The sequence below is a fragment of the Cecembia calidifontis genome, assembly GCF_004216715.1.
GTDB classification, from domain to species: domain Bacteria; phylum Bacteroidota; class Bacteroidia; order Cytophagales; family Cyclobacteriaceae; genus Cecembia_A; species Cecembia_A calidifontis.
Window position 1 is genome coordinate 4,494,971 of the sequence record NZ_SGXG01000001.1, and the last position, 22,830, is coordinate 4,517,800.

Consider the following 22,830-nt stretch of genomic DNA (forward strand, 5'->3'; position numbering starts at 1 on the left):
CCAAAACCAAAAAAAAGGTTGGAACGGGCAATTTGGCATCATTTTAAATGTCAATGAAAGAAAGTAGATTTACATCCTCATTATTTGGCTATGTTACAGAGATTCTTATTTCTTGCACTGGGTATTTTAGTTCTCGTTAGTTGTAATACGGACATAGATAAAAACATCACCACAGATTTACAGGTTGAAGGAAAAGAGATCTTCCATATCAATTTGGGTTTGGAGGACGCCTATTATTTCGCTTTTCAGTCATTGGATTTTTACAGAACAGTCATTCCCGACTCCTTACCCAGCTGTCCCACCGTCACCATCAATGAGGCGGAAAGAAAAGTAACCCTAACCTTTGATAAATCCGCCAATTGCACTTCGGGCAAAAAACTACAAAGGTCTGGAAAAATCCATTTGCAATACCTGAATGCAAATGCCCTGGAATCCATTACCCGATTGGAATATGAAGATTATGAGGTCAGAAAAATCAAAATAGAAGGGCGAAGGGATTTTAAACAAGTCAGAAGTTTGACCAACCCCAATAGGAGAACTGAAGAGTTTGAAGACCTCTTATTCATCGATGAGTTTGAATCTTCTAGCAGGCTCAGGGGCAACTATGAATTTCAATTGACCTTTCTGAACGGAAGGCTCTCAGGCTTTGAAAGCTTTGGCAGTCTGGAAGGAAGGAACATCACAGGAAGGCCGATCACCATGGACCCATTGGCGAATAAAAGGTATTTGGTGGAATGTATTAGTGGAGGAATGGTAATGCCAATTCAAGGAAGTGAAAGGTGGCAGATTTTCAGAAATGCCACATCTTCCACTAACCATACCCTGCTTTATGAAAATGAGTCCGGCTGTGAAATCAAGGCCAGAGTAAACCTTTTTGATGGCAGGGTCCTGATATTTGAACTATAAATAAAAAATCTTTTAATTTATGAAAACCCAACAACTTGTAGACCTGAGTTCTTTTAAAGGAACCATCATATTGCCCTTTTTTGAAAATGAAAACGCCATACAATCTAGATCAGAGTTCCAAAATATCCAGGTATCCAAGACTATTTTTAGTGGGAAAAAAGATTCCCAATACCTTGTAGCTGACTCAGAAAATGGAAATATTTTCATTTTTCTTGGCTTAGGAAAAAATCCCACATACAAAGAAATTAAGACTGCATTCCGAAGATTGACAGCCAAACAAGCTGACTTTTTCAAGGAAAACGTACTGCTGCATATTGCCGAGGACATGGATGAGCAGATGCTCGAAGCTGCAGTTTCAGGATTGCTCCTTGGCACCTATAGATTGGGCCATTACAAAAGTTCATCTGACAAGAAAGTAGATTGGGCGAAGGTTACACTGTCCATTTTCACCAACCTTACCAATGCTGAAAAAATCATCGCAAAGGCACAAAAAATTGCGGGAGCTCAATTGGAAACCTTCCATTTGGTGGATTTGCCTCCCAATAAAATCACACCAATATTTCTTGCCGAATGGGCTGAAAATGCCGGGAAGCAATATGGCTTTAAAACCAAGGTTTTTGACAGGAAAAAAGCCGAAAAAGAAAACCTGCATGCTTTTCTGGCAGTAGGTCAGGGAAGCCAGAGAGAGCCCCAGTTTATCATCATGGAATATAGGCCCAAGCAGGCCAAAACACATGTTGGCCTAGTGGGTAAAGGAGTAACTTTTGACACCGGGGGGCTCAACATCAAAACGCAGGGAATGGTGCACATGAAATGCGATATGGGCGGGGCTGCCACTGTTCTTGGCGCCATGCAGCTGATCGCAGACCTCGAAATGCCTGTACAGGTTACGGCCATCGTTCCCTGTGTGGAAAATGCCATAGACAATCAGGCTTATTTACCTTCAGGTGTCATAAATAGCTACAGTGGTAAGACCATTGAGGTGATAGACACAGATGCAGAAGGAAGACTGATTTTGGCTGATGCCCTCACTTACCTGGTCAAAAATTACCAAACCGATACCCTCATTGATTTTGCTACCCTTACCGGCAGCGCGGTAGGAACTTTTGGTTACGAATGTGCGGCACTGTTTTCAAAAAATGAAACCCTTCTAAAACAGATTCAGGAAAGCGGTGAAAAAGTTGGGGAGCGGGTTTGGCCACTTCCCATGTGGGATGTGTACCAATCGGAAATGGACAGCGAAATTGCCGATATCAAAAATTACCATGGCAAGCCTCATGCGGGTGCCATCACAGCAGCGAAATTTTTGGAATTTTTCACCGAAAACCATCCTTCCTGGGCCCATATCGATATTGCGGGAACTGCCTTTGGGGATTCGGAATTTGCAAAAACCAAGCATGCTACTGCCTTTGGTGTACATTTATTGCTTAAATTCATGGAAAATCTTTAAGCTATGAGCGATTCACATAAGACCTTTTTGTGCATTTCCAATTATTTTAAGGGAAGTGCTTTCCTGATTGCGCTTAAAAAAGCAGGTAATACCGTTTTTTTGGTCACATCCGAAAAACTCAGAGAGAGCAATTGGCCCCATGAATACCTGGATGAAATTTATTACATGCCGGGTCAGGACCTGGACTGGGACATGGAAAAATTACTCGCGGGTGTAGCAGGTATTATGAAGCACACCAAAATCGATGCTATTGTAGCATTGGACGATTATGACGTGGAAAAAGCTACTTTTCTAAGAGAACACCTCAGGATTCCAGGAATGGGGCAGACTACGGGCAGGTATTTCAGAGACAAATTGGCCATGCGCATGCGTGCCCATGAAGCAGGTGTTTTGGTTCCTCCTTTTTCAGCCTTGTTCAATGATGAAGATATCAACCGGTTTGCTGATACGGTTCCTGCCCCCTGGGTATTGAAACCCCGTTCTGAAGCCTCTGCCCATGGCATCATCAAAGTACATGACAAAGACAGCCTTTGGCAAAACATTCATGAATTGGGGGACAACAGGATCAGGTACCTCGTGGAGCAATTCAAACCGGGCGATGTATACCATGCCGACAGCTTAAACCTGGATGGAAAGACCCTTTTTTGTACAGTTTCCCGATACTTAGCTACCCCCATGGAAATCTCACAGGGGGGTGGTATTTTCCGAAGCGCCAATATTCCATATGGTTCAGAAGATGACAAAGCCATCCAAGAAGCCAATAAAAAAGTAATGAAAGCCTTCGGAATGAAAAATGGAGCTGCCCATACCGAATTCATCAAAGGCAAAGAAGATGGGAAAGTTTATTTTTTGGAAACCTCATCACGGGTAGGCGGGGCTCATCTGGCGGAAATGGTCGAAGGAGCCACTGGCATCAACCTTTGGGCCGAGTGGGCCAATATTGAAGATGCAATCTCAAAAGGCAAATCTTACAAACTGCCAAAAGTATCCAAAGGCTATGCCGGCATAGTGCTTACCCTCTCTAAATACGAACACCCTGACCTCTCTTCATTTGATGATCCTGAAGTGTGTTTCCGTGTACCTTTGGAATACCACGCCGGTCTGATTGTCAAATCCAAAAGCAAAGAAAAGGTAATGGAACTTCTGGATGATTATGCCGCAAGGTTAAGTGATGGTTTTTCTACTGTTGCAGAACAGGAAAAAGTCAAGAAATTTCATTGAAATGGATCAGAAAGGGATGTTTATTCATCCCTTATTTGTTTTTACCCCTGATATTTACCGTTCGCAAATTTTAGGTTTTTCAAGAGGATTTAATGGATAGTTTTACCATGAATCCAGTTAAAAAATGAGAAAAATATTACTTTCAATCCTTCTAATTGGCTTGACCTTTCAGTCCATAGCACAAGTAGATACCCTGGAAGTTCTCAGCAGTGCCATGCAAAAAACGATTAAAGCTGCCATTGTTAAACCTTCCACTTATTCCTCTTCCCAAAATCAGCAATTCCCCACAGTTTATTTGCTCCATGGAGGTTCCGGTAGCTTTTCCGACTGGCACCGGAAAGTGACCCAGGAAAATCTATTAATCGATCTTGCCAACCAATACCAGGTATTGATCATCACTCCTGGGGTGGGCCCTTCCTCTTACTATTATGACAGCCCAACGATGGATACAGTAAAGTATGAGACCTATTTTATCCAAGAGCTTATTCCTTTTATTGACCAAAACTACAGGACCATCAACAAAAGGGAAGCCAGGGCCATTACTGGCCTTTCTATGGGAGGGCATGGGGCCATGATGCTCAGTGCTAAAAATCCAGAACTCTTCATTGCTGCCGGAAGCATGAGCGGGGTAATGAATATTGATACGGATTTATGGATACATAGCCCGGAATTTAAACAAAGCAGAAAAGAAATGCAGAAAGCCATGTTGGGCGATATACAATATAAAGCTCCTTTCAGTGAATATACCGCAGTAGGCTTGGTGGACAGGATGAAAGAAAATGGGATTGCACTTTTGATTGATTGCGGGGTGGATGATTTTCTGATCAATACCAATAGGCAAATCCACCAACTCTTACTGGAAAATAGCACGCCCCATGAATACACCGAAAGACCTGGAGCCCATACCTGGGAATATTGGACAGAGGCTTTGCCTTTCCACATGCTGTTTATTGATAAAGTATTCAAAAAGCATGGAACCAAGTGACAGCATTTAATCTCCTTCATTTAGACTTAGCATCATTTAACCCATTTATGACCAAAAAATCCACATTATTTTGTTTTTTGATCCTTTTGTGGTCCTTTGCCACAGCCCAAAATGACCTGCAGAGATGGCAAAATAGGGCTAACCAAACCGAAATCATAAGAGACGAATGGGGTATTCCCCATATTTATGGAAAAACAGATGCAGATGCAGTTTTTGGCATGATCTACGCCCAATGTGAGGATGATTTCAACCGGGTGGAAGTAAATTACATCAACGCCATGGGGAGGATGGCAGAGGTGGAAGGCATCTCACAGCTCTACTCCGATTTCCGCATGAAGCTTTACATTGATGAAGAAATCGTCAAAAAGGAATACGCAGGCTCCCCTAAATGGCTGAAGGACCTGATGGATGCTTGGGCGGATGGCATCAATTATTTCCTCCACACCCACCCGGAAGTTAAACCCAAGCTGATCACCAAATTTGAACCCTGGATGGCCCTGACCTTCAGTGAGGGGAGTATCGGAGGTGACATTGAAACCATTTCGGTCAACCAGCTCAAAGCATTTTATGACAAGGATTTCCATGCCAATCTGGTGCTACAGGAAAGAGATTGGATGGAAGAACCCAGAGGCTCTAATGGTTTTGCCATTTCCCCGAAACTGAGCAAATCGGGGAATGCCCTTTTGCTGATCAATCCCCACACATCCTTCTATTTCAGGCCTGAAGTGCATATGGTCAGTGAAGAAGGACTGAATGCCTATGGTGCTGTGACCTGGGGACAGTTTTTTATCTACCAGGGATTCAATGAATTCAATGGCTGGATGCACACCTCCAGCCGGGCAGATGCCATCGACCATTTTGCCCTGAGGGTTGAAAAAAAGAACGGAAAATACCATTACCTCTTTGGTGAAGAATGGAAACCTTTAACCGAGAAGAACATCCTTTTGAAATATAAAGAAGGGGATGAAATATTGGAAAGGGAAATTACTGCTTATTACAGCCATCATGGCCCTGTCATCAGGGAAGAGGATGGCAAATGGATTGCCATTTCCCTGATGGTAGAGAGGGTAAAGGCCTTGACCCAATCCTACAGCAGGACAAAAACCAAAAACCATCAGGAGTTCAAAGCCACCATGGAACTGAAAACCAATTCTTCCAACAATACAGTTTATGCAGACCGTGACGGGAATATTGTGTACTACCATGGCAACTTTATCCCCATTAGGGACCCTCAATTTGATTGGAGAAATGTAGTGGATGGCAGTAATCCCGCTACAGACTGGAAAGGGCTCCACGAAGTGGAAGAAATGATCTATATAGAGAATCCTGAAAATGGATGGATACAAAATTGTAATTCCACCCCTTTTACGGCAGCAGGCCCTTATAGTCCCAAAAAAGAAGATTATCCTCCTTACATGGCCTGGGACCTTGAAAATGCCAGAGGACTCAATGCTGTAAGGGTACTGACAGGTCAAAAGGATTTCACCTTGGAATCTTTGATCGCAACTGCCTACGAACCCACCTTGATGGCCTTTGAACCATTGATCCCGGCCTTGCAGAAGGCTTATAATGCCCTGCCGGATAGCCACCCTAAAAAAGAGCGCTTAAAAGAGCCTATGAAGGCGCTTGCCAACTGGGACCTTAAAACGGGAGTAAATTCAGTAGGAACGAGCTTGGCTGTCTTATGGGGAGGACAATTAATGGCGGATGCGAGAGATTTGGACAGGCCCTGGGATGTCTACATTTTTGATTTTCTTGCCCAAGAAACCACAGACGGGATGAAACTGGAAGCCTTTGAAAAAGCGATCAACAAACTGAATGAGGATTTTGGGACTTGGAACACCCCTTGGGGAGACATCAACCGCTTCCAGAGGGTCACCAATGAAATCCAGGGGAAATTCTTTGACGAATTGCCCAGTCTGCCCATTGGATACAATTCCTCCCTTTGGGGATCTTTGGCGGCTTATGGCAGCAGGGCTTACCCCAATACCAAAAAATGGTATGGAAATGTGGGCAACAGTTTTGTGGCCGTAGTGGAGTTTGGGGAAAAAGTCAAAGCGAAGAGTATCTTGGCCGGGGGGCAGAGCGGCAATCCATTCTCCCCGCATTTTGTGGACCAGGCAGAAAAATATGCCAAAGGCGAGTTTAAAGACGTTCATTACTACAAGGAAGAAGTATTGAAAAACGCAAGAGCAAAATATAAACCGGGAGAGAGGAATTGATACCTAAAAAATCAACCCCGGATAAAACATTTGATCGTTGATTGAAAGCTATTTCTTGATATGGGGAGATGGAATGAAATCCCTAAAATCCGCAGGATTTTAGTTTGGAGATTTGAATCTGCTTGTTTGTGTTCATTTTTGGTCTAGTTCGGGAATTTCTTCCCTTTGATTGAAGAGTGTTCATAGTTTTGAGACAATGGATTTTAGGTTTGAGGATAAAATGGACGGTTTTTTTCCTCAATTTTAATGGAAAAGGCATACCTCTTCCCTGTAAATCTTTATTTTTTGAGCTCCTGAGGGGTTTTTATCTGAATTTAGTTCAAAATCGGCTTGTAATCCTTACTCGTGAACAGTTTGAGCACTTCTCTTCTTCCCGTTCTTATCCACTTGGCTGAAACAGTGATAAATCTGAAGATAAACTTCTTGAGCCTGTCGGTAGGCTTAAGCCAATCAACTTTTCTGGAATACTCTCCAATGATATAGGTGTAAAAATTGGCATACATAGCCGTCATAAGCATAAAGGAGGTATTCTCTGCAAGGAACGAACAGGGCAACTTAGACCAGCCAAAGTCATTGTTGAGTACATCAAACAAGCGTTCGCTTGCACCCCGGGCGTTATAAAACCTTACAACAGCTTCATTGGACGATGTATGTTCATTGGTCAGAATAGCCCTGTAAGTAAATGCATCTCCACTAAACACATCTGCCTGCCCGTCTTTACGCCTGATTCTGGTAATGACCAGCCTGTAAGACCTGTCTTTACCGAAAGGTTTGTAGTCGGATAGGTCAGTAACTTCCATTTCCTGTACACCCAAACGTATTTTCTGCCACTTCTCAGGGGCTATACTTCCAAGGATATTATCCAGTTTGGCACATCTGTTTGCCCGTATATAAAAGCTTTCGGTATGTGCTTCCAGTGTGCGGAGAACTTCTTCCTGATAGGATGCTGAATCGGCTCTGAACCTTCCGATACGGATATTTTCATTGGTAAGCTGCCCAAACATGCGTGTAAGTGTATCAGCCTGCAAATATTTGGCCTGACTGTTGCCATTTCTGCCCTCTACGTACACAGGAATGGCCTGTGAAAATTCAGGATGTGCTATGGAAGCTACACCTGGCTGATATCCATAGACGTGTTTATATGTCTTTTTTGAATCGTACTTTTCAGTTGGAATGACGGTGTTGTCATAATCGAGGTCGTAAGCAACACCTGACTTGAGTAATCCGGTCTTACAAGCTGATTTTAACAACAAGCTGTTGAGTTTTCCATTGATATTAAATTCATGGCTTACTCCACTGGACGGATTTATAAAGAGTTCTGTATCAACAGCAAGCTCTTTGATACCTCTCAGAATTGTATCGGCACTGCATACTGAAAATGAAGGGACCTGTTCAAGTGCGTCTCTCAAGTGAACATTGATATCTTCAGTACAGTCGCCACCATTAAAGAAAATAGCCATATGATTGGCGAAAATGTCACTGTATGAAAACCCTCCCCTTAAGGCTCTAACCCCCAATTGATTATCAATGAGTTCTGGGAGACCAGAATTTTTGAAAGAGTTAAAAACAAAATTAAAACCTCCGAAAGGTGTGATTTTTTCTGTCGAATTCGTAATTTTCATACCGCTTATCAAGGATGTGTGGTAACACCTAAATAAGTGAAAAAAAAACGAGCCGGAAAAGCCTGAATTGAATAAATTCAGCCACTTTTTCGGCTTTTTTTAAATCCGCCCTGCGGATTTAAGGAAATCAGTAAAAAGTAGCTTGAAGGTACAGATTATAATGGTTTAGACCTCCTCTTAATTCAGACGGATGCGATGCAGTTTTCGGATGGAACTTCATCGAGAAAAAAAAGGGCGATAAAAGATTTCGCCCTTTTTTTCATAAATTGTATAGCCTATTGTTTTTTAATAACTTAGGCTATCAGATTAACCATGGATCATGATCGGAAAAATTCTAGCCCCAATACTTATCCTTATCCTCTTTAGCAGCCATGTGGGGAGTCCCGGAGTTATTTTTGAGGGGTTATTGGGTCCCTATAGGGTGTTGGCAAATATTAATCCTCCTGATGTGGTACCCGGAACAGCAGTAGTGACGGTCATCATTCCGGAAACCCCTGAAGGAATCTCTTTGGAGGCCCGACCGGTTTATTGGTCTGCAGGGCTTAAAGGCACCCCAAAAGCAGATCCGCTCTATCCTGTTAAAGGTGAAATAGGAAAATATGAGGGTGAGCTTTGGTTTATGGAACCGGGAACCTCCAGTGTGCAATTAATGATGACTGTAGGAGGCGAAACCTTTGAAGCCATTATCCCGGTCATGGCTGTACCCACTGCACAAAAAGAAATGCCTGTTGAGCTGGGCATCATTTTGGTCCTATTGGGGGTGCTTTTGGTGGTGTTGATGGTGACCATCGTAGCCTCAGCTATGAGTGATTCCATCCGTGAACCGGGTATGGAAAGGACAGTGAAAAGCCAAAAAAGAAAGCAGATTGGTATAGTAGTCGGAACCTTGGTCATGCTACTGATCCTTTGGGGCGGAAAATCCTGGTGGGATGCCGAATCCAACCAATACCGGAATTACATGTTTGAACCCCTTAATGGAACTGCTACTTTTGAAAGCAGTCCCGAGGGAAATTTTCTGCACCTGGAAGTTGACCCGCTTAAATCCACCCAGGGAAGGGTAACCAGAAGGATCAGCTTTATAGTTCCGGATCATGGGAAACTCATGCACCTTTTTCTGATCAGAAAAGGAGACCTTGATGTTTTTGCCCATTTGCACCCGGAGCGCCTGGATACTTTGAATTTCAAGGTCAAATTACCTCCACTACCTTCCGGGGATTACCATGTGTTTGCAGATATCACCCGATATACCGGTTTTGCAGAAACGATTGTTGCTGATCTGACCATTCCTGAAACCAACAATTTCAAGTTGGCTTCCAATGATCCGGTAATCTTGGGACGTGATGACACCTATACTTTTTCCAATCCTGTCTCCAACAAATTGATCACTTTGGACGGGGATATCATGATCTGCGGCAAGCCCGGTATCAAAACAGACCTTCCCGGAGGGTATTCGGCTGTTTGGGAAACAGAAACCGGAAAATTTGAAGCGGGAAAATTATATAGCTTAGACTTTGCCTTATTTGACCCAGAAGGTGAACCTGCCAGCCTTGAACCTTATTTGGGCATGATGGGCCATGCAGTAGTATTGAAACATGATGGAACGGTTTACATCCATTTGCATCCAACAGGAAATTATTCCATGGGCTCACAGCAAATGCTGGTGGACAGGTTCAAATCAGGAAAAATCGGATTTTCAGATATACCACAAAGTTTGAGTTTTCAGGACAGTATTGATCGGGTAGTGGCATTTCTCGATGCCTTACCCGATGCGGAAAGAGATAGCCTTTTGATGGGAAATATGGTCCATTACAATAAGACGGATCCGGGGCATGAGGAACACAGTATGGTCAGTTTTCCTTATGCTTTCCCTGATAAAGGGAATTACAGAATTTGGATACAGGTAAAAATTGACGGAAAAATCGTCAATGGTGCTTTTGATGTAGAAGTAGAATAAAAAAATTATGAAAACGAATTTCAGTACCCTGACCTTAGAGGAAACCCTTCAGTCCTCGGAAACTTCTGTGACAACGCGGGTAATCCCAAGCTTTATCTATGCCTCCGTCTTTGCTTCTTTTTGCATAGCTGTAGGTTTGCAGTGGGACATTTCCTGGCACATGAGTGTGGGAAGAGATGGTCTTTTTTCACCACCTCATTTGGCCATCTACCTGGGGGCCATCGTGTCAGGTATATTCTCCGGTATCAAGGTCCTGAAAACCAGTTTTTGGGGAAGCCTGCAAGAAAAACAGGAGACCATCAAGTTTTGGGGTATCTTCCATGGTTCCTTGGGCGCTATGTTTTGCATTTGGGGTGCATTTGCCATGCTGACTTCAGCGCCTTTCGATGATTGGTGGCACAACACCTACGGGCTGGATGTAAAAATCCTTTCTCCTCCTCATGCTGTTCTTGGATTGGGCATGATTGTCATCCAGTTTGGTGCATTGATATCGGTCATTGCGGTTCAAAACAGACTGGGAAATAACCTTCAGGACAAAGCCAAAACCCACCTGCATTGGTTATACGCTATGAGTTCCGGTTTTTTGCTGGTGATGGGCTATACATTCTTTGCTGAATATTTTTTCCTAAGTAGGCAACACCATGTATTGACCTATCAGGTTGCCATGGCCGCCCTTCCTATCCTGATGGTTTCGGTAGCTTATGCTTCTCCCTACAAATGGGGAGCCACCAAAATGGCCATTGTTTATACCTTATTGATGGCAGGTATGGTCTGGGTATTGCCCCTTTTTCCCGCGGAGCCCAAGCTGAGTCCGGTGTATAATTACATCACCAGGTTCCAACCTTTCCATTTCCCATTTATTTTGATTGTACCTGCTATGGTTATCGATCTCATCATTTCCAAATGGAAAAGCAGGAATAAATGGGTGCTGGCAGCTGCCTTATCCCTTGGGTTTGTCATCAGTTTTGTTCCCGCACAATGGTATTTTGCAGAACTGCAGATGTCAGAATTCGGAAGAGGCTGGTTTTTTGGCAGGTATTCTTACCCTTACTGGGCGAATCCTGATTCACCATACCGCTATATTTTCCATCCTGAATACATCAGTAGAGGTTGGGATTTGGTCAAAGGATTGGGAATTGCCGCCCTGATAGGACTCATTACCTGCAGGCTCGGATTAGCCTGGGGCAATTGGATGAGTCAGGTAAAAAGGTAATCCTCCGAGGGGATTGGTTGATTTGGAAAACAGTGCATGAATTTGATTGGTTTTGGAATGATAAAATCCAAAACCAATCTATTTTAGCTCTTTTTACTCCCGGAATCCTTCTGGACAAGTTTTGCCCTTGCTCTTATTCCTAAACTGCAACCTGGCCCTTGGCTAAAAATGTACAGAGGGACATTTTCTTGACGCTCAGTCCTCCCTCGCAACTAGTATTTAGCTTCTCAAAAATCACGGCCATCGGTTCGGGACCGTATGCTTGTTCAGTATCCTTTTGGCATCTTCCTGGACAGCAGGGAATTTTTGGGCCTGCCAGATCTTTTCTCTGGCAAAACGGGCCGCTGATTCCAGTTCCACCACAGGAGCAGGGTAATCAATTCCTATCCTCACGCGATATAAATCCTGTTCAATAAGGGTCATGTTCCAGGGCTCATGGATCAAGGGAGCAGGCACATTGATCAATTCAGGCACCCATTTTTTGATAAATTCCCCCTCCGGATCATGGTCTTGGGATTGTTTGACAGGATTATAAATACGCACGGTATTGATACCGGTTACTCCTGCCTGCATCTGCAGCTGCGGATAATGAATCCCCGGTTCAAAATCCAAAAAGAGCCTTGCCAAATGGTCCTTCCCCACCCTCCAATCCTGCCATAAGTGATGGGTCAAAAAAGATACCAACATGGCACGCATCCTGAAATTCAGGTAGCCTGTTTCGCGGAGACAGCGCATACAGGCGTCCACCAAAGGATAACCTGTTTCCCCCTCTTCCCAAGCTTTGACTTTCTTTTCATCATAGGGTTTTTCCAGTTCGTCAAAACCTTTATTTACGTTTCTGAACTCCATTTGGCATTCCATCTCAAATTTTTGGATAAAATGACAATGCCAACGCAGCCGGGACTGGAAATTGGTAAGGTTACGGACCTGGAATTTTTCCTTTTTCCGCTTTTCTGCTGCCTGGAATACTTGGCGAACGGACAGATTTCCCCAAGCCAAATAAGGAGACAGACGGCTACAGCCTTTCCTGCTGAGTTCAGGTTTGCTGATGTGCTTATTGTAATTTTTGACCCGATCCGAAAAGAAGGAATCCATGTACTTTCGCCCTGTACCCTCACCCCCTTTTTGCATATTTGGCTGGACAGTTTTCCAGCTTTCGGGAATTTGTTCTTGATCAATACTTTGCAACAAGTCCTTAGAAAGGGTAAAAAACCTGGCCTTGGAAAGCTCAGGGTCTTTTGTCGGCCATGCCATGAACGCATACCAGTCCTTGGACCAGTTTTTCCTATCCTTTCTTCCCCGGCTGACGCCCTGCTGCTGAAATTCATTCCAAACTATGCCCTGGGATGCAAAATAATCAGCCATGGTTTTATCTCTCTCATAGGTAACTTGAATGCCTGTTTCCACATGGGAGAATACCTTTTGCACCTGATAGTGGGTTGCCAGTTTTTGAAAAACAGGAAGGACTTCTTGATAAAATACATGTACTTTCCCATCCCAACATTGCAACTCTTTGTTCATTTCTTCTAAACTCTGCCAAACAAAGCGCCAATGTCTTTCATTGCTTTGAGGCGCCCGAACCAAAGAGGGCTCAAAACAGTAAATGGGAATAATGGGCAGACCCTCGGCAATCGCCACAGACAGGGCTTCATGGTCCTTCAACCTCAAATCCCTTTTAAACCAAACAATATTCACTTTTTGCATCCCTTGAAAAACAAAGGACAAAAGCTAAAGTTTAGGGAATATGAAGAAACTCAAAAATCTTTCGCAAGAAGCAATTGACAGGATCATAGAGATGGCCTGGGAGGACAGGACTCCTTTTGATGCCATTACTGCACAGTTTGGGCTTTCAGAACAAGAAGTCATCACCCTGATGCGCAGGGAGATGAAAGAAAGTTCCTTCAGGATGTGGAGAGAGCGGGTACAGGGAAGGGCAACAAAACACCGGGCAAAAAGACCGGAAGTTATGGAGCGGTTTAAATCTACCCTTCAGAAAAACATCAGCCTGAACAAAATTTCCAAACGCTAAGGTTATGCTTATATTAAGATTTTAAGAAAAAGTTTCCTTTTTATTAAAGGACATTTAATATTCCCTTTGCGTTGAGGCAATCTTGGTGATGTACTTTTGGGAACGTACAGCAAACGAACATTTTTTACTAACCTTGCAAAAACTTTTAGGCGTCGATGTGAATCGACGCTTTGCTGTTTTTTTAGGGGGTAAGGTTATTTCCAGCCCTCAAAACTCCCCTTCCGGATCTTTTTGTATGCTGAAGGGGTCATTCCGGTATGCTTCTTAAACTGTGAGGAAAGGTGCTGCACAGAGCTATACCCCAGTTTCCAGGCCATTTCACTCAATTGGATTTCCTCATAAAACAACCATTCCTTGACCTTGTCCAATTTTAATTCAATAAAAAAGCGTTCTATAGTGATTCCTTCTGTACTGCTGAACAAGTGGCTGATGCGGGAATAATCTTCGGGAATATGCTCCCTGATAAAATCTGAAAGGTTGAATTTTTCTGAAATATCTGCATTTTGGATCAGTCCTTGGAGCAAGCGTTTGACCTCCTCTATCTTTTGCACCTCTCTGCTTTTCAGGATTTCAAATCCCAATTGGTGAAACTCTTGCTCCAATTGGATAAATTTACTTTCCTCTATTGGATCGGATAACAATACTTTTCCCAATACGACTTTCTCAAAAGGAATAGACAGTTGTTGCAGTGCCTGTTCCACCGCTAATATACAGCGGGGGCAAACCATATTTTTGACCTGTATTTCCTTTACAACCTTTTCTTCCATTTCCTTATAACACCTTCTCCATCACGATCCGGTAATCATCAATTCCACCTTTCTTGATCAAATCCACAATTTTGAAGCCCCTATTGAGCCCAAAGTGAATCATTTTTGAAAATCGGTTCCGCGTTTTGAAATAAACTTTTAGATAACCATGATTTTTGGCCCAATGTTCCTGTTCATCGGCCAATTTGGTCGCAATACCCAATCTTCTATAACTTTCCAACACCCCACCCATCCAGGAATAAAATGATTCAGGCGAATCCCGCTGATAGCCCACTTTAAAACCAACGGGTTTGCCATCCACCTCGGCAACCAAAATCAGGTGAATGGTATCCTTTAGCCTGTCTTCATAGGTTTTCTCGGAAAAAGGCTGGAAAAATTCCGTTACTTTTTTGGACAGTTCTACTACTTCTTTGATGTCGCCCTGTCTGATTTTTATCTTTCTCATAAACTGATTTCCATTTTGATATTACAACGGCCATATTGACTGCAGCCCATATCCACTTCCATAAAGCCCAGTTTCTTATACAAATGCAATGCAGCTGCCAGCTTGGTATTCGAATAGAGTATTACTTTTTGCGCCCCTAAGGCTTTGGCTTTATCCAAAATAGCCTTCCCTAACTGGAATCCAATACCCCTACCCTGTCCTTCAAGGGCTACGCCCATTTTGATCATTTCAAATATGCCAGGCTCCTTGGAAGGAATAAGGGACACTGTGCCTAAAACTTGACCCTGCTCTTGCGCAAAGATGATATGTCCACCTTTATCCAGAATATTTGCTTCAGGATTTTCGAGTTGGGCGATATCAAATGGCTCCAAAGAAAAATATTGCTCCACCCAAGCTTTATTGATGCGCTCAAAATCAGGCTGAAGTTCAGGTCGGTAGTCGATTATGGTGATGGTATTCATAGCGATTGAATTCATTTTATGAATATAAGCACAAAAAATTAGTGGGGAAAAAGCATCCCTTTCCTGATGGTGAAATTTGGAATTAAGTTATAATTGTCATTTCGACTAAAAGGAGAAATCTAATAAACAAACAATATACCTCCAACCAAGTTGCCAAAACCAATATCTCAAGTAAAGTCATTCTAAAAATTTCCTTATTTTTGACCTTTGTTTTACACCAACCAAAAATTCAATATGGGATTATTAAGCGGAAAAACGGCTCTGATCACAGGAGCATCTAAAGGAATCGGCCGAGCAATTGCCATCCGATATGCACAAGAGGGCGCCAATGTAGCATTTACTTACCTTTCCAGTGTAGAAAAAGGACAAGCTTTGGAAGATGAATTAGCCGCTTTTGGCATCAAAGCCAAGGGCTATCGCTCTGATGCCTCTGACTTCAAAGCCGCTGAGGAATTGGTCAATGCGGTGGTGGCTGAATTCGGTACTTTGGATATCCTGATCAATAATGCCGGCATTACCCGTGACAACCTATTGATGAGAATGACCGAAGAAGCATGGGATGAAGTGATCAATGTGAACCTTAAATCCTGCTTCAACACCGTAAAAGCTGCCACACGTACCATGATGAAGGCCAAAGCCGGTTCCATCATCAATATCACCTCAGTGGTAGGTATCAAAGGAAATGCAGGACAGGCCAATTATGCCGCCTCCAAGGCAGGCATCATCGGCTTCACCAAGTCTGTGGCTTTGGAATTGGGTTCCAGAAATATCCGCTGCAATGCGGTAGCTCCTGGTTTTATCGAAACAGAAATGACTGCTGTATTGGATGAAAAAACCGTTCAGGGCTGGAGAGATGCTATCCCTATGAAGCGTGGCGGTCAACCTGAAGAAGTGGCCAATGCTTGTGTATTCTTAGGTTCCGACATGAGTTCTTATATTTCGGGACAGGTGCTTCAGGTTGATGGAGCGATGCTCACTTAAGAGGCGAGATGCGGGAGATTAGAAGCGAGAAGCTAGATAAGAACCAAGAAATAAGAAGCAAGATACAAGACCTGTGTTTTGTAAAGTAGGAGATTAGTCCTAGGAGAAAATAATTGATTAAAGTGCAATGACCTTTGAGATTTTAGAAATCTCGAAGGTCTTTTTTTTGTCATTAAACGACTTCCAATTTTTTAGGCTGCAAATATTCCACTCGGATTCTGATAATTATTGAAAAGTGATTGAAGCCTAGTATGTTCCTCAAAGATTAGAAAAAGCGGGATTGCAATAATTCGTCTATCAGCGCTCTTCTTTACTTTTTCCCATCAGTGAAAAACCTTGTTTAGACTTAGTATTTAACGAAAGGAAAAAACTTTGTTTGCAATCACAACCTTTTGAATAAAATCAAGTATATTAAAATGATATCATTTTAATATCATACCAATATGGAAAAATCAACCAAACCCCTATCCGGCTATTTGATGCTCTTGATAGCAATAGCCATGATTCCTGCCATTGTTTTTGCAATGATCAACCAGATTTATTGGTTGGGCATAGCACTGATTGTACTGTTTATCCTGATCTTGCCGGGCTTCTTCACCCTTCAACCTAATAAGGCGATGGTGTTGATCTTATTTGGAGCTTATAAAGGCACGGTTAAAGACAATGGATTCTTTTGGGTCAACCCATTTATGACCAAGCAGAAGATTTCTTTGCGCGTCAGAAACTTTGAAAACAAACCACTCAAGGTAAATGACAAAATCGGTAATCCGGTAATGGTAGGCACTATTGTGGTATGGCAAGTAGAAAATACTTTCAAGGCCACCTTCGATGTGGAAGATTATGAAAATTTCGTCCACCTGCAGACGGATGCCGCGGTCAGAAAAATGGCTGGCAAATATCCTTATGATGATTTTGAAGCAGAGGATGCAGAGATCACCTTACGTTCCGGAGTAGAAGAAGTCAATCATTCCCTGGAATTGGAGATTTCCGAGAGATTGGAACATGCAGGCATCAAGGTGATTGAGGCAAGAATCTCCCACTTGGCTTATGCCTCTGAAATCGCTTCGGCCATGCTGCAGAGACAGCAGGCCACGGCCATAGTTGCCGCAAGAAGAAAGATCGTGGACGGAGCTGTAGGCATGGTGGAAATGGCTTTGGAAGATTTAAAATTGAAAGGGATAATAGACTTTGAAGAAGAGAAAAAAGCAGCCATGGTCAGCAACCTGATGGTGGTGTTGTGTTCGGACCGTTCTGCCAGTCCGGTGTTGAATGTTGGGACCCTTAATCAGTAGTGGTATGGTGGTCAATGAAAACCTGGATCTCAGGGGAACCATGGTCATGTGGGCCATCATCCTGCTAGAAATCCCTACGCTGACCCTTCTGACAGTCTTGTACTTTACCGGAAATTTGGGTGAAGATGGATGGAAAGTAATCCTATTTGTTGCAGTTATCATGATAGCAGCCTTCACGCTATTGATGAACCTGCGGCTCAGATTGCGGATTGATCCCTATGGCTTGGCGTTTCAGAATCCTCCCTTTTTGAACAGGTGGAAGAAGATCAGCATTCCTGAAATCCAATCCATTGAGGTCAAAAAGTCCGATGGCATGCTGGAATATGGAGGGGTCGGTGTCCGGTTTTCCAGAAAAACCACTGCCTATTTGTTTTATACAGACCATATCTTGATTGTGCAGACTGCTAAGAAAAAATACGTGTTCAGCACGAAGAAGCCTCAAGAAGTTGAAGCAATTATACAGTCATGGAAAGTTAGCCAAAGTGATTAGATCGATCAATTATGTCCAATTACATTTTCAAAGAAACACAAAGTTTTAACCAACCTTGGATTTGGGGGATACTAATCTTGGTCACAGGGATCACATTATATGGCCTGATCTCCCAACCCATCAAGGGTTGGGAGGCAGTCATCCCTATCCTTATCCTTGGCTTGGTGATTCTTCTATTTATAAGTATGCGATTGAAAACAAGAATCGATGCAAGCGGTTTGAGCTTTAGCTACACCCCTTTTATTGGCCAAAGAAAATACAGCATGGCCCAAATCCAAAACCTGGAACTTATCGAGTACAACTCTCTGCTCAAATTTGGGGGTTGGGGAATCCGCTACAATTTGAATATGTGGGCGTATAATGTAGGCGGCAAACATGGCTTGATAGTTTCCCTTAAGAATAAAAAATTTCTTATCGGTACCCAAAAACCGGAAGAAATGAAACATGCCATTGAACAGTTTAATGAATTAAAATCAGGAAATCATGCCGGCTAAGAAACCATTTGCCCTTAGATTGGACGAGAAGATGATGCAGGCTGTGGAAAAATGGGCAGCAGATGAATTCCGCAGTACCAATGGACAGATTGAGTGGATTATCCATGAGGCCTTGAAGAAGGCGGGGAGGTCACCAAAAGAAAGAAATAATCAATCATAACTATATTTGATATGCTTGATTAAATACCCATTGTCAAATCCGCCTGATGCATTTAAAGTCTTTACAGATCTATCCTTTTCCTGCAAAAACTGGCTTGAAGGAAGCCATTTACCAGTGGTCCATTCAAAGTTGATGATATTCTCAAAAAAAATCTCCCCAGATTTTAATTCATCCGTATAGAATGCTTTGTTTGTATTCCGCTCATTTAAACTATATGCATATTCCATTTTTAAAATAGCAAAAGTCAATAAATCAATAAAAATCATACCTTTAGGTACATAAAAATCCTTTGCAGAATTACCTGCTATTGAGACAGGAATAGATTTAGATGAATGCATAATCCTTATTTTATAACATTCTCTTCCATTAATTCGAGATATTCCTTCAAGCTTAAATTTATGAGTTTTTAAAAATGTTGAATTCACAAAACCAAAATGGTCTAAATCTTGAGTTTTTAGGTTGTGGTTAAATAGAGGATTAAACAAGAGATTTCTTTTAACCGGGAAAAATCTCTCCAAATAACAACTTAAGGACGACAAATTATCACAATCATCATTCTCAACAGCATCAGACCTATTAATACTTCTCTCTTGCAAAACTTGTATGATTGTAGATGGATTATTTACAAAAAGAGACTCCAACCTATTGTATGCACCTTTATTCTCCTTTGAAAAAACATAATTTGATTTTGATTCTAACAAATCGAATCCTCCATTATCAATCTTAAAAGTTAGTTTTCCTGTTCTCTGGATAACCGGTTCAAAGCCAAAACTAAAACTCATTTTTTCCTCCATCTTACCGTTTACATTACCATAAAGATGGTTAACTTTAAAGTTAAGAAGCATTTTTTCTAAAATATCTGTAACCTTTAAGGGCTTAGCTTTCCTTGTACTTACGGTAACTTGATTCAATTCAATGGGTTCTTCTTTTAACAAAACAACAATCGTTTTCTTATCTCTAAGGAGCACCTCTTCCCTAAAGATTTCGTATCCTAACCTTTGGACCACTACAGTGCACCTACCATAAAAATTTTTGATAATAAGCTCTCCTCTTTCATCAGAAACATAATTTTCCCCACAAACACTTACTGAACTGAATGGAAGGACCTCAGAAGTCAGTTGGTCTTTGATGATTATTTTTAGGTCACTTTCTGTTTTTAAGAAAAACATGACCAATACAATTGACAAAAGAATTTTAACCACAAAGTAAATCTCTATTTTCCACATAGTCTATTAGATGTATTTTTTTCAATCTAAGGTTAACCAGATGATTTCTATGGGTTTTAAAAGGGTATTTCCAAAAAAGCCTTGAATTATCAACTAAGACATCACCTCTAAAATCAAAGACATCCTGTTCATTTCCTGAAACCCTTATTAAAAGCACATTGTATTCTTGACAATTTGAAAAAATAAAATTCTCAGCAATGACAGTACAGTCATAGCACCCATAAACATCATAAATAAATAGAAAATCATATTTACTCAATCCTTTTATACCTAATTCGTAAACATAATATAATACTCCCCATTTGTTGGACCAAAAGTATCAGTTGCTAAGTTAATTTATTTATTTGTTAATATATCCTTAGTTGTCCTATTTCCCAAGGGGACCCTTGGGAAATAAGACAACTAACTTTTGCTTTATGCTGCTTTTTGGGTTGCCCCAAAATACCTTTCCCCGGGCTTCTCCCTGGTGGTATGATGGACCTTTTGGTTGTAATATTCAATATACTTTTTGACACCTTTGAGCAGGTCATAACCGTCCTCGCTTGGGTTCAGATAGATGTAATCATACTTGATCGACTTCCAGAACCTTTCAATATATACATTGTCCAAAGCCCTTCCCTTTCCGTCCATTGATACTTTGATATCCAGCCCTTCAAGGTAATTGATCCATAAGGCTGATGTGTACTGGCTTCCCTGATCGGAATTGACTATCTCTGGCTTACCATATTCTCTGATGGCCTCTTCGATTACCTGCTTACACCATTTGGCGTCCTGACTGTTGGATATACCCCATGACAGTATCCTTCTGCTGTAAACATCCATGACTGCGGTCAGGAACATAAACCCCTTCTGCATCGGAATGTAGGTGATATCGGTTACCCACACTTGGTTGGGTCTTTCAATCTTTAAGTTCCTGAGAAGATAAGGCCTGATATATTCACGCAAACCGGATTTGGTAAGGTTCTTCCTCCTGTAAAGGGTTTCCCTGCCCATCAGCCTGAAAAGCCTCCTGATGCGCTTTGGGCCGACAACGAAGCCCAGTCCTGTCAACAGATAGACCATCGACACAACGCCTTCAGTAGGGTGATCGGTAAGATGCCTGTCCATGATTCCCATAAGTTTCAGATTGACCTCGTTTTCCCCTTTTGGTTTGTAATATAGACTGCTTCGGGGAACCTCCAATACTTCACACTGTCTCCTTATAGACAGCCCCTTATAATCAGAACAAATCAATGTCGCCCGATCTTTCATATCCCCAGTTTCTTGCAGCTTTTTTTTAAAAAGTCATTCTCTACTTTTAGCTCTCCGATCTGGGCATAGAGCTGCTCAAGGGCAGGGCCTTCTTCCTTTTTCTTTGAATGCTCCTTTTCAAATACAGCTGACATATTATCCAAAAACTCACCCTTCCACTTGGATATAATCACAGGGCTAACATCGAACTTCTTGGACAATTCAGCCAATGTAAACTGATTCTTGATTGCTTCAAGGGCTACTTTTGCCTTGAACTCAGGAGAAAACTTTCGTCTTGTTTGCTTGTTCATAAGGTTAAATTTAAACAGTTTTTTTTAACTTAACCTCTGGTCTCAATTTTGGGGAGTATTATATAATCATTGTATAATTCCAATTCTGAATCAAATATAATTAGTTCACTTTTTCCAGATTCTCCAGAATTGCAACTATTCAAGACTAATAAAATAACTATAATGCAATTTATTCTCTTCATTATTATTAAAAATATGTTTTGCAAAGAAAATTCCTTTAGACAAACCTAAAATGGCATTCATGAGTAAGTCTCCATTTTCAAAAAGGATTTCTCTCTCTATTTGAAAATCATGATTTAAAACAAGAAGAGAACTATTTCTCTTATCCCACTCCTTTAATTTCCCTTTGTCATCAAGAGCTTGGTAAGGATGCATAAACAAGATTGTATACTTATTTAAATCTTCGTGAAAATTGAGATCAAAAAATGTTGCAATTTCAGATCTATAAATCGCGTTTTTAAATCCATCATCATGAATCCCTTTATTTGTTGGAGGACTCATCATTTGAACTTTAGAACTTTTTAGAGGAACCTTTTTCTTAATTTCTAATGAGTTTAAATCATAAATCAACAAATATGGATAAAACGGATAACTTATAATTAGTTCTCCCAAATTATTGATAATAAAATTTGGAGAATAGAAATCGGTATTCACTTCTTTATGATTTAAATATTCCCTTAAAAATGAAGCTTGCCCAAATTGATTAAGTTTATTTTTGGTCAAATCAAAAATTGCCATTTGTGGTTCTTTAAGGTATTCAGAGCTTTCTAGCAATCCAACATGCCTATAGTTGAAAATAACTCTCCCTGAAAAATAAATAGGCTTGTTTTGAATAAATGGAAGTAAATCAAAATATGGATTACTTATTTTTTCAAATGAAAAATTAGAATAAACATTCCCATCAATATCAATCCAAGCAAACTGTTTTGTATCATTCATAATAATTAAAATACTATCTAAATTATGAACAAAGAAAGAACTTAACTTGCCTTTTAATTTATCTTTGAGATAAATTGATTTACTTTTTTCTGGATTTGACAGGTGAATTATATCCATCCTTTCATTCATTAATGAAGGTCGGAAGCCAAAAAATAAAGTATCCTTAAAAATTTGCTTAATTTCATATCTAGGGAAGAATTCACTCCCAATCTCAACTTGTTTAACACTATCATCTAAATAATATAAAGTTTCCAAATTTTTGGAGTGAATTTTATATTCTTTATGAGATTTATTGCAAGCTAAAAATAAAAAAAAGGCAGCGAAGAAATACGCTGCTCTTTTGAAAAAAAACAATTTATTCATTTTAAAATCAATTTTAATTACTGTCGTCCGAGAACTGAGGCAATATAAAAAATAAAATCCTAGAATAGT

The 22,830-nt window shown here is 41.2% G+C and carries 22 protein-coding genes; 13 read left to right on the forward strand and 9 right to left on the reverse strand.

The features are described from left to right. Positions 1-90: 90 nt before the first annotated feature. The 5 genes from BC751_RS19400 to BC751_RS19420 all read left to right on the forward strand — a co-directional run bounded on the left by BC751_RS19400 (position 91) and on the right by BC751_RS19420 (position 6,784). Entirely contained in the window at positions 91-906 is an 816-nt protein-coding gene (locus tag BC751_RS19400; RefSeq protein ID WP_130277067.1) for a hypothetical protein, read from the forward strand. A gap of 19 nt (positions 907-925) precedes the next feature. Further along, positions 926-2,356, forward strand: coding sequence for a leucyl aminopeptidase family protein (locus tag BC751_RS19405; RefSeq protein ID WP_130277068.1), 1,431 nt, complete (start codon positions 926-928; stop codon positions 2,354-2,356). Between the two features lie 3 nt (positions 2,357-2,359). Continuing rightward, the gene (locus BC751_RS19410; RefSeq protein WP_130277069.1) at positions 2,360-3,577 is read left to right on the forward strand and encodes an ATP-grasp domain-containing protein; all 1,218 of its coding nucleotides are present in this window, start codon (positions 2,360-2,362) and stop codon (positions 3,575-3,577) included. A 124-nt stretch (positions 3,578-3,701) separates the two neighbouring features. Next, positions 3,702-4,562, forward strand: a complete 861-nt coding sequence (locus tag BC751_RS19415; protein WP_130277070.1) for an alpha/beta hydrolase — start codon at positions 3,702-3,704, stop codon at positions 4,560-4,562. Positions 4,563-4,609: 47 nt separating this feature from the next. Continuing rightward, positions 4,610-6,784, forward strand: a complete 2,175-nt coding sequence (locus BC751_RS19420) for an acylase (protein ID WP_130277651.1) — start codon at positions 4,610-4,612, stop codon at positions 6,782-6,784. Between the two features lie 314 nt (positions 6,785-7,098). On the opposite strand, the gene BC751_RS19425 is transcribed toward BC751_RS19420, so the two are convergent. Beyond that, entirely contained in the window at positions 7,099-8,406 is a 1,308-nt protein-coding gene (locus BC751_RS19425; protein WP_130273823.1) for an IS1380 family transposase, read from the reverse strand. Between the two features lie 319 nt (positions 8,407-8,725). Here BC751_RS19425 and BC751_RS19430 point away from each other — a divergent pair, with 319 nt between their 5' ends. Continuing rightward, complete coding sequence (locus BC751_RS19430) at positions 8,726-10,360, forward strand: hypothetical protein (protein ID WP_130277071.1); 1,635 nt, start codon at positions 8,726-8,728, stop codon at positions 10,358-10,360. Between the two features lie 7 nt (positions 10,361-10,367). Continuing rightward, the gene (locus tag BC751_RS19435; RefSeq protein WP_130277072.1) at positions 10,368-11,573 is read left to right on the forward strand and encodes a hypothetical protein; all 1,206 of its coding nucleotides are present in this window, start codon (positions 10,368-10,370) and stop codon (positions 11,571-11,573) included. A gap of 234 nt (positions 11,574-11,807) precedes the next feature. On the opposite strand, the gene BC751_RS19440 is transcribed toward BC751_RS19435, so the two are convergent. After that, positions 11,808-13,235 (reverse strand): cryptochrome/deoxyribodipyrimidine photo-lyase family protein, encoded by a 1,428-nt coding sequence (locus tag BC751_RS19440; RefSeq protein ID WP_341272850.1) that lies wholly within the window; start codon positions 13,233-13,235, stop codon positions 11,808-11,810. Between the two features lie 82 nt (positions 13,236-13,317). Between BC751_RS19440 and BC751_RS19445 the strand changes: the two genes are divergently transcribed. After that, entirely contained in the window at positions 13,318-13,602 is a 285-nt protein-coding gene (locus tag BC751_RS19445) for a TIGR03643 family protein (RefSeq protein ID WP_130277074.1), read from the forward strand. Between the two features lie 194 nt (positions 13,603-13,796). On the opposite strand, the gene BC751_RS19450 is transcribed toward BC751_RS19445, so the two are convergent. From BC751_RS19450 to BC751_RS19460, 3 genes are read right to left on the reverse strand one after another with little or no spacing between them, the layout of a single operon-like run. Next, positions 13,797-14,369: a helix-turn-helix domain-containing protein gene (locus tag BC751_RS19450; RefSeq protein WP_130277075.1), complete on the reverse strand. Its 573-nt coding sequence runs from the start codon at positions 14,367-14,369 to the stop codon at positions 13,797-13,799. A gap of 4 nt (positions 14,370-14,373) precedes the next feature. Beyond that, complete coding sequence (locus BC751_RS19455; protein ID WP_130277076.1) at positions 14,374-14,814, reverse strand: GNAT family N-acetyltransferase; 441 nt, start codon at positions 14,812-14,814, stop codon at positions 14,374-14,376. Next, positions 14,811-15,290: a GNAT family N-acetyltransferase gene (locus tag BC751_RS19460; RefSeq protein ID WP_341272851.1), complete on the reverse strand. Its 480-nt coding sequence runs from the start codon at positions 15,288-15,290 to the stop codon at positions 14,811-14,813. The genes BC751_RS19455 and BC751_RS19460 overlap by 4 nt, the downstream gene beginning before the upstream one ends. A gap of 219 nt (positions 15,291-15,509) precedes the next feature. Between BC751_RS19460 and fabG the strand changes: the two genes are divergently transcribed. From fabG to BC751_RS19485, 5 genes are all read left to right on the forward strand, one after another. Next, complete coding sequence (fabG, locus tag BC751_RS19465; protein ID WP_130277077.1) at positions 15,510-16,256, forward strand: 3-oxoacyl-[acyl-carrier-protein] reductase; 747 nt, start codon at positions 15,510-15,512, stop codon at positions 16,254-16,256. Positions 16,257-16,699: 443 nt separating this feature from the next. Beyond that, positions 16,700-17,548, forward strand: coding sequence for an SPFH domain-containing protein (locus BC751_RS19470; protein ID WP_130277078.1), 849 nt, complete (start codon positions 16,700-16,702; stop codon positions 17,546-17,548). Then, positions 17,526-18,038, forward strand: coding sequence for a hypothetical protein (locus BC751_RS19475; protein WP_242617546.1), 513 nt, complete (start codon positions 17,526-17,528; stop codon positions 18,036-18,038). The genes BC751_RS19470 and BC751_RS19475 overlap by 23 nt, the downstream gene beginning before the upstream one ends. Positions 18,039-18,049: 11 nt before the next feature. Further along, positions 18,050-18,532, forward strand: coding sequence for a hypothetical protein (locus BC751_RS19480; RefSeq protein WP_130277079.1), 483 nt, complete (start codon positions 18,050-18,052; stop codon positions 18,530-18,532). Next, the gene (locus BC751_RS19485; protein ID WP_130277080.1) at positions 18,522-18,692 is read left to right on the forward strand and encodes a type II toxin-antitoxin system antitoxin; all 171 of its coding nucleotides are present in this window, start codon (positions 18,522-18,524) and stop codon (positions 18,690-18,692) included. Before BC751_RS19480 ends, BC751_RS19485 begins: the two co-directional genes overlap by 11 nt. Here the strand turns inward: BC751_RS19485 and BC751_RS19490 are convergent. The 4 genes from BC751_RS19490 to BC751_RS19505 all read right to left on the reverse strand — a co-directional run bounded on the left by BC751_RS19490 (position 18,683) and on the right by BC751_RS19505 (position 22,761). After that, positions 18,683-19,918 carry a peptidase associated/transthyretin-like domain-containing protein gene (locus tag BC751_RS19490; RefSeq protein WP_130277081.1) on the reverse strand — a complete coding sequence of 412 codons (1,236 nt, stop codon included), beginning with the start codon at positions 19,916-19,918 and terminating at the stop codon, positions 18,683-18,685. The two genes, BC751_RS19485 and BC751_RS19490, sit on opposite strands and share 10 nt — an antisense overlap. 414 nt (positions 19,919-20,332) lie before the next feature. Continuing rightward, the gene (locus tag BC751_RS19495; protein WP_130273825.1) at positions 20,333-21,169 is read right to left on the reverse strand and encodes an IS3 family transposase; all 837 of its coding nucleotides are present in this window, start codon (positions 21,167-21,169) and stop codon (positions 20,333-20,335) included. Continuing rightward, positions 21,166-21,459 (reverse strand): transposase, encoded by a 294-nt coding sequence (locus BC751_RS19500; protein ID WP_130273826.1) that lies wholly within the window; start codon positions 21,457-21,459, stop codon positions 21,166-21,168. Before BC751_RS19500 ends, BC751_RS19495 begins: the two co-directional genes overlap by 4 nt. Before the next feature lie 135 nt (positions 21,460-21,594). Then, positions 21,595-22,761, reverse strand: a complete 1,167-nt coding sequence (locus BC751_RS19505) for a hypothetical protein (protein WP_130277082.1) — start codon at positions 22,759-22,761, stop codon at positions 21,595-21,597. Positions 22,762-22,830: the final 69 nt, after the last annotated feature.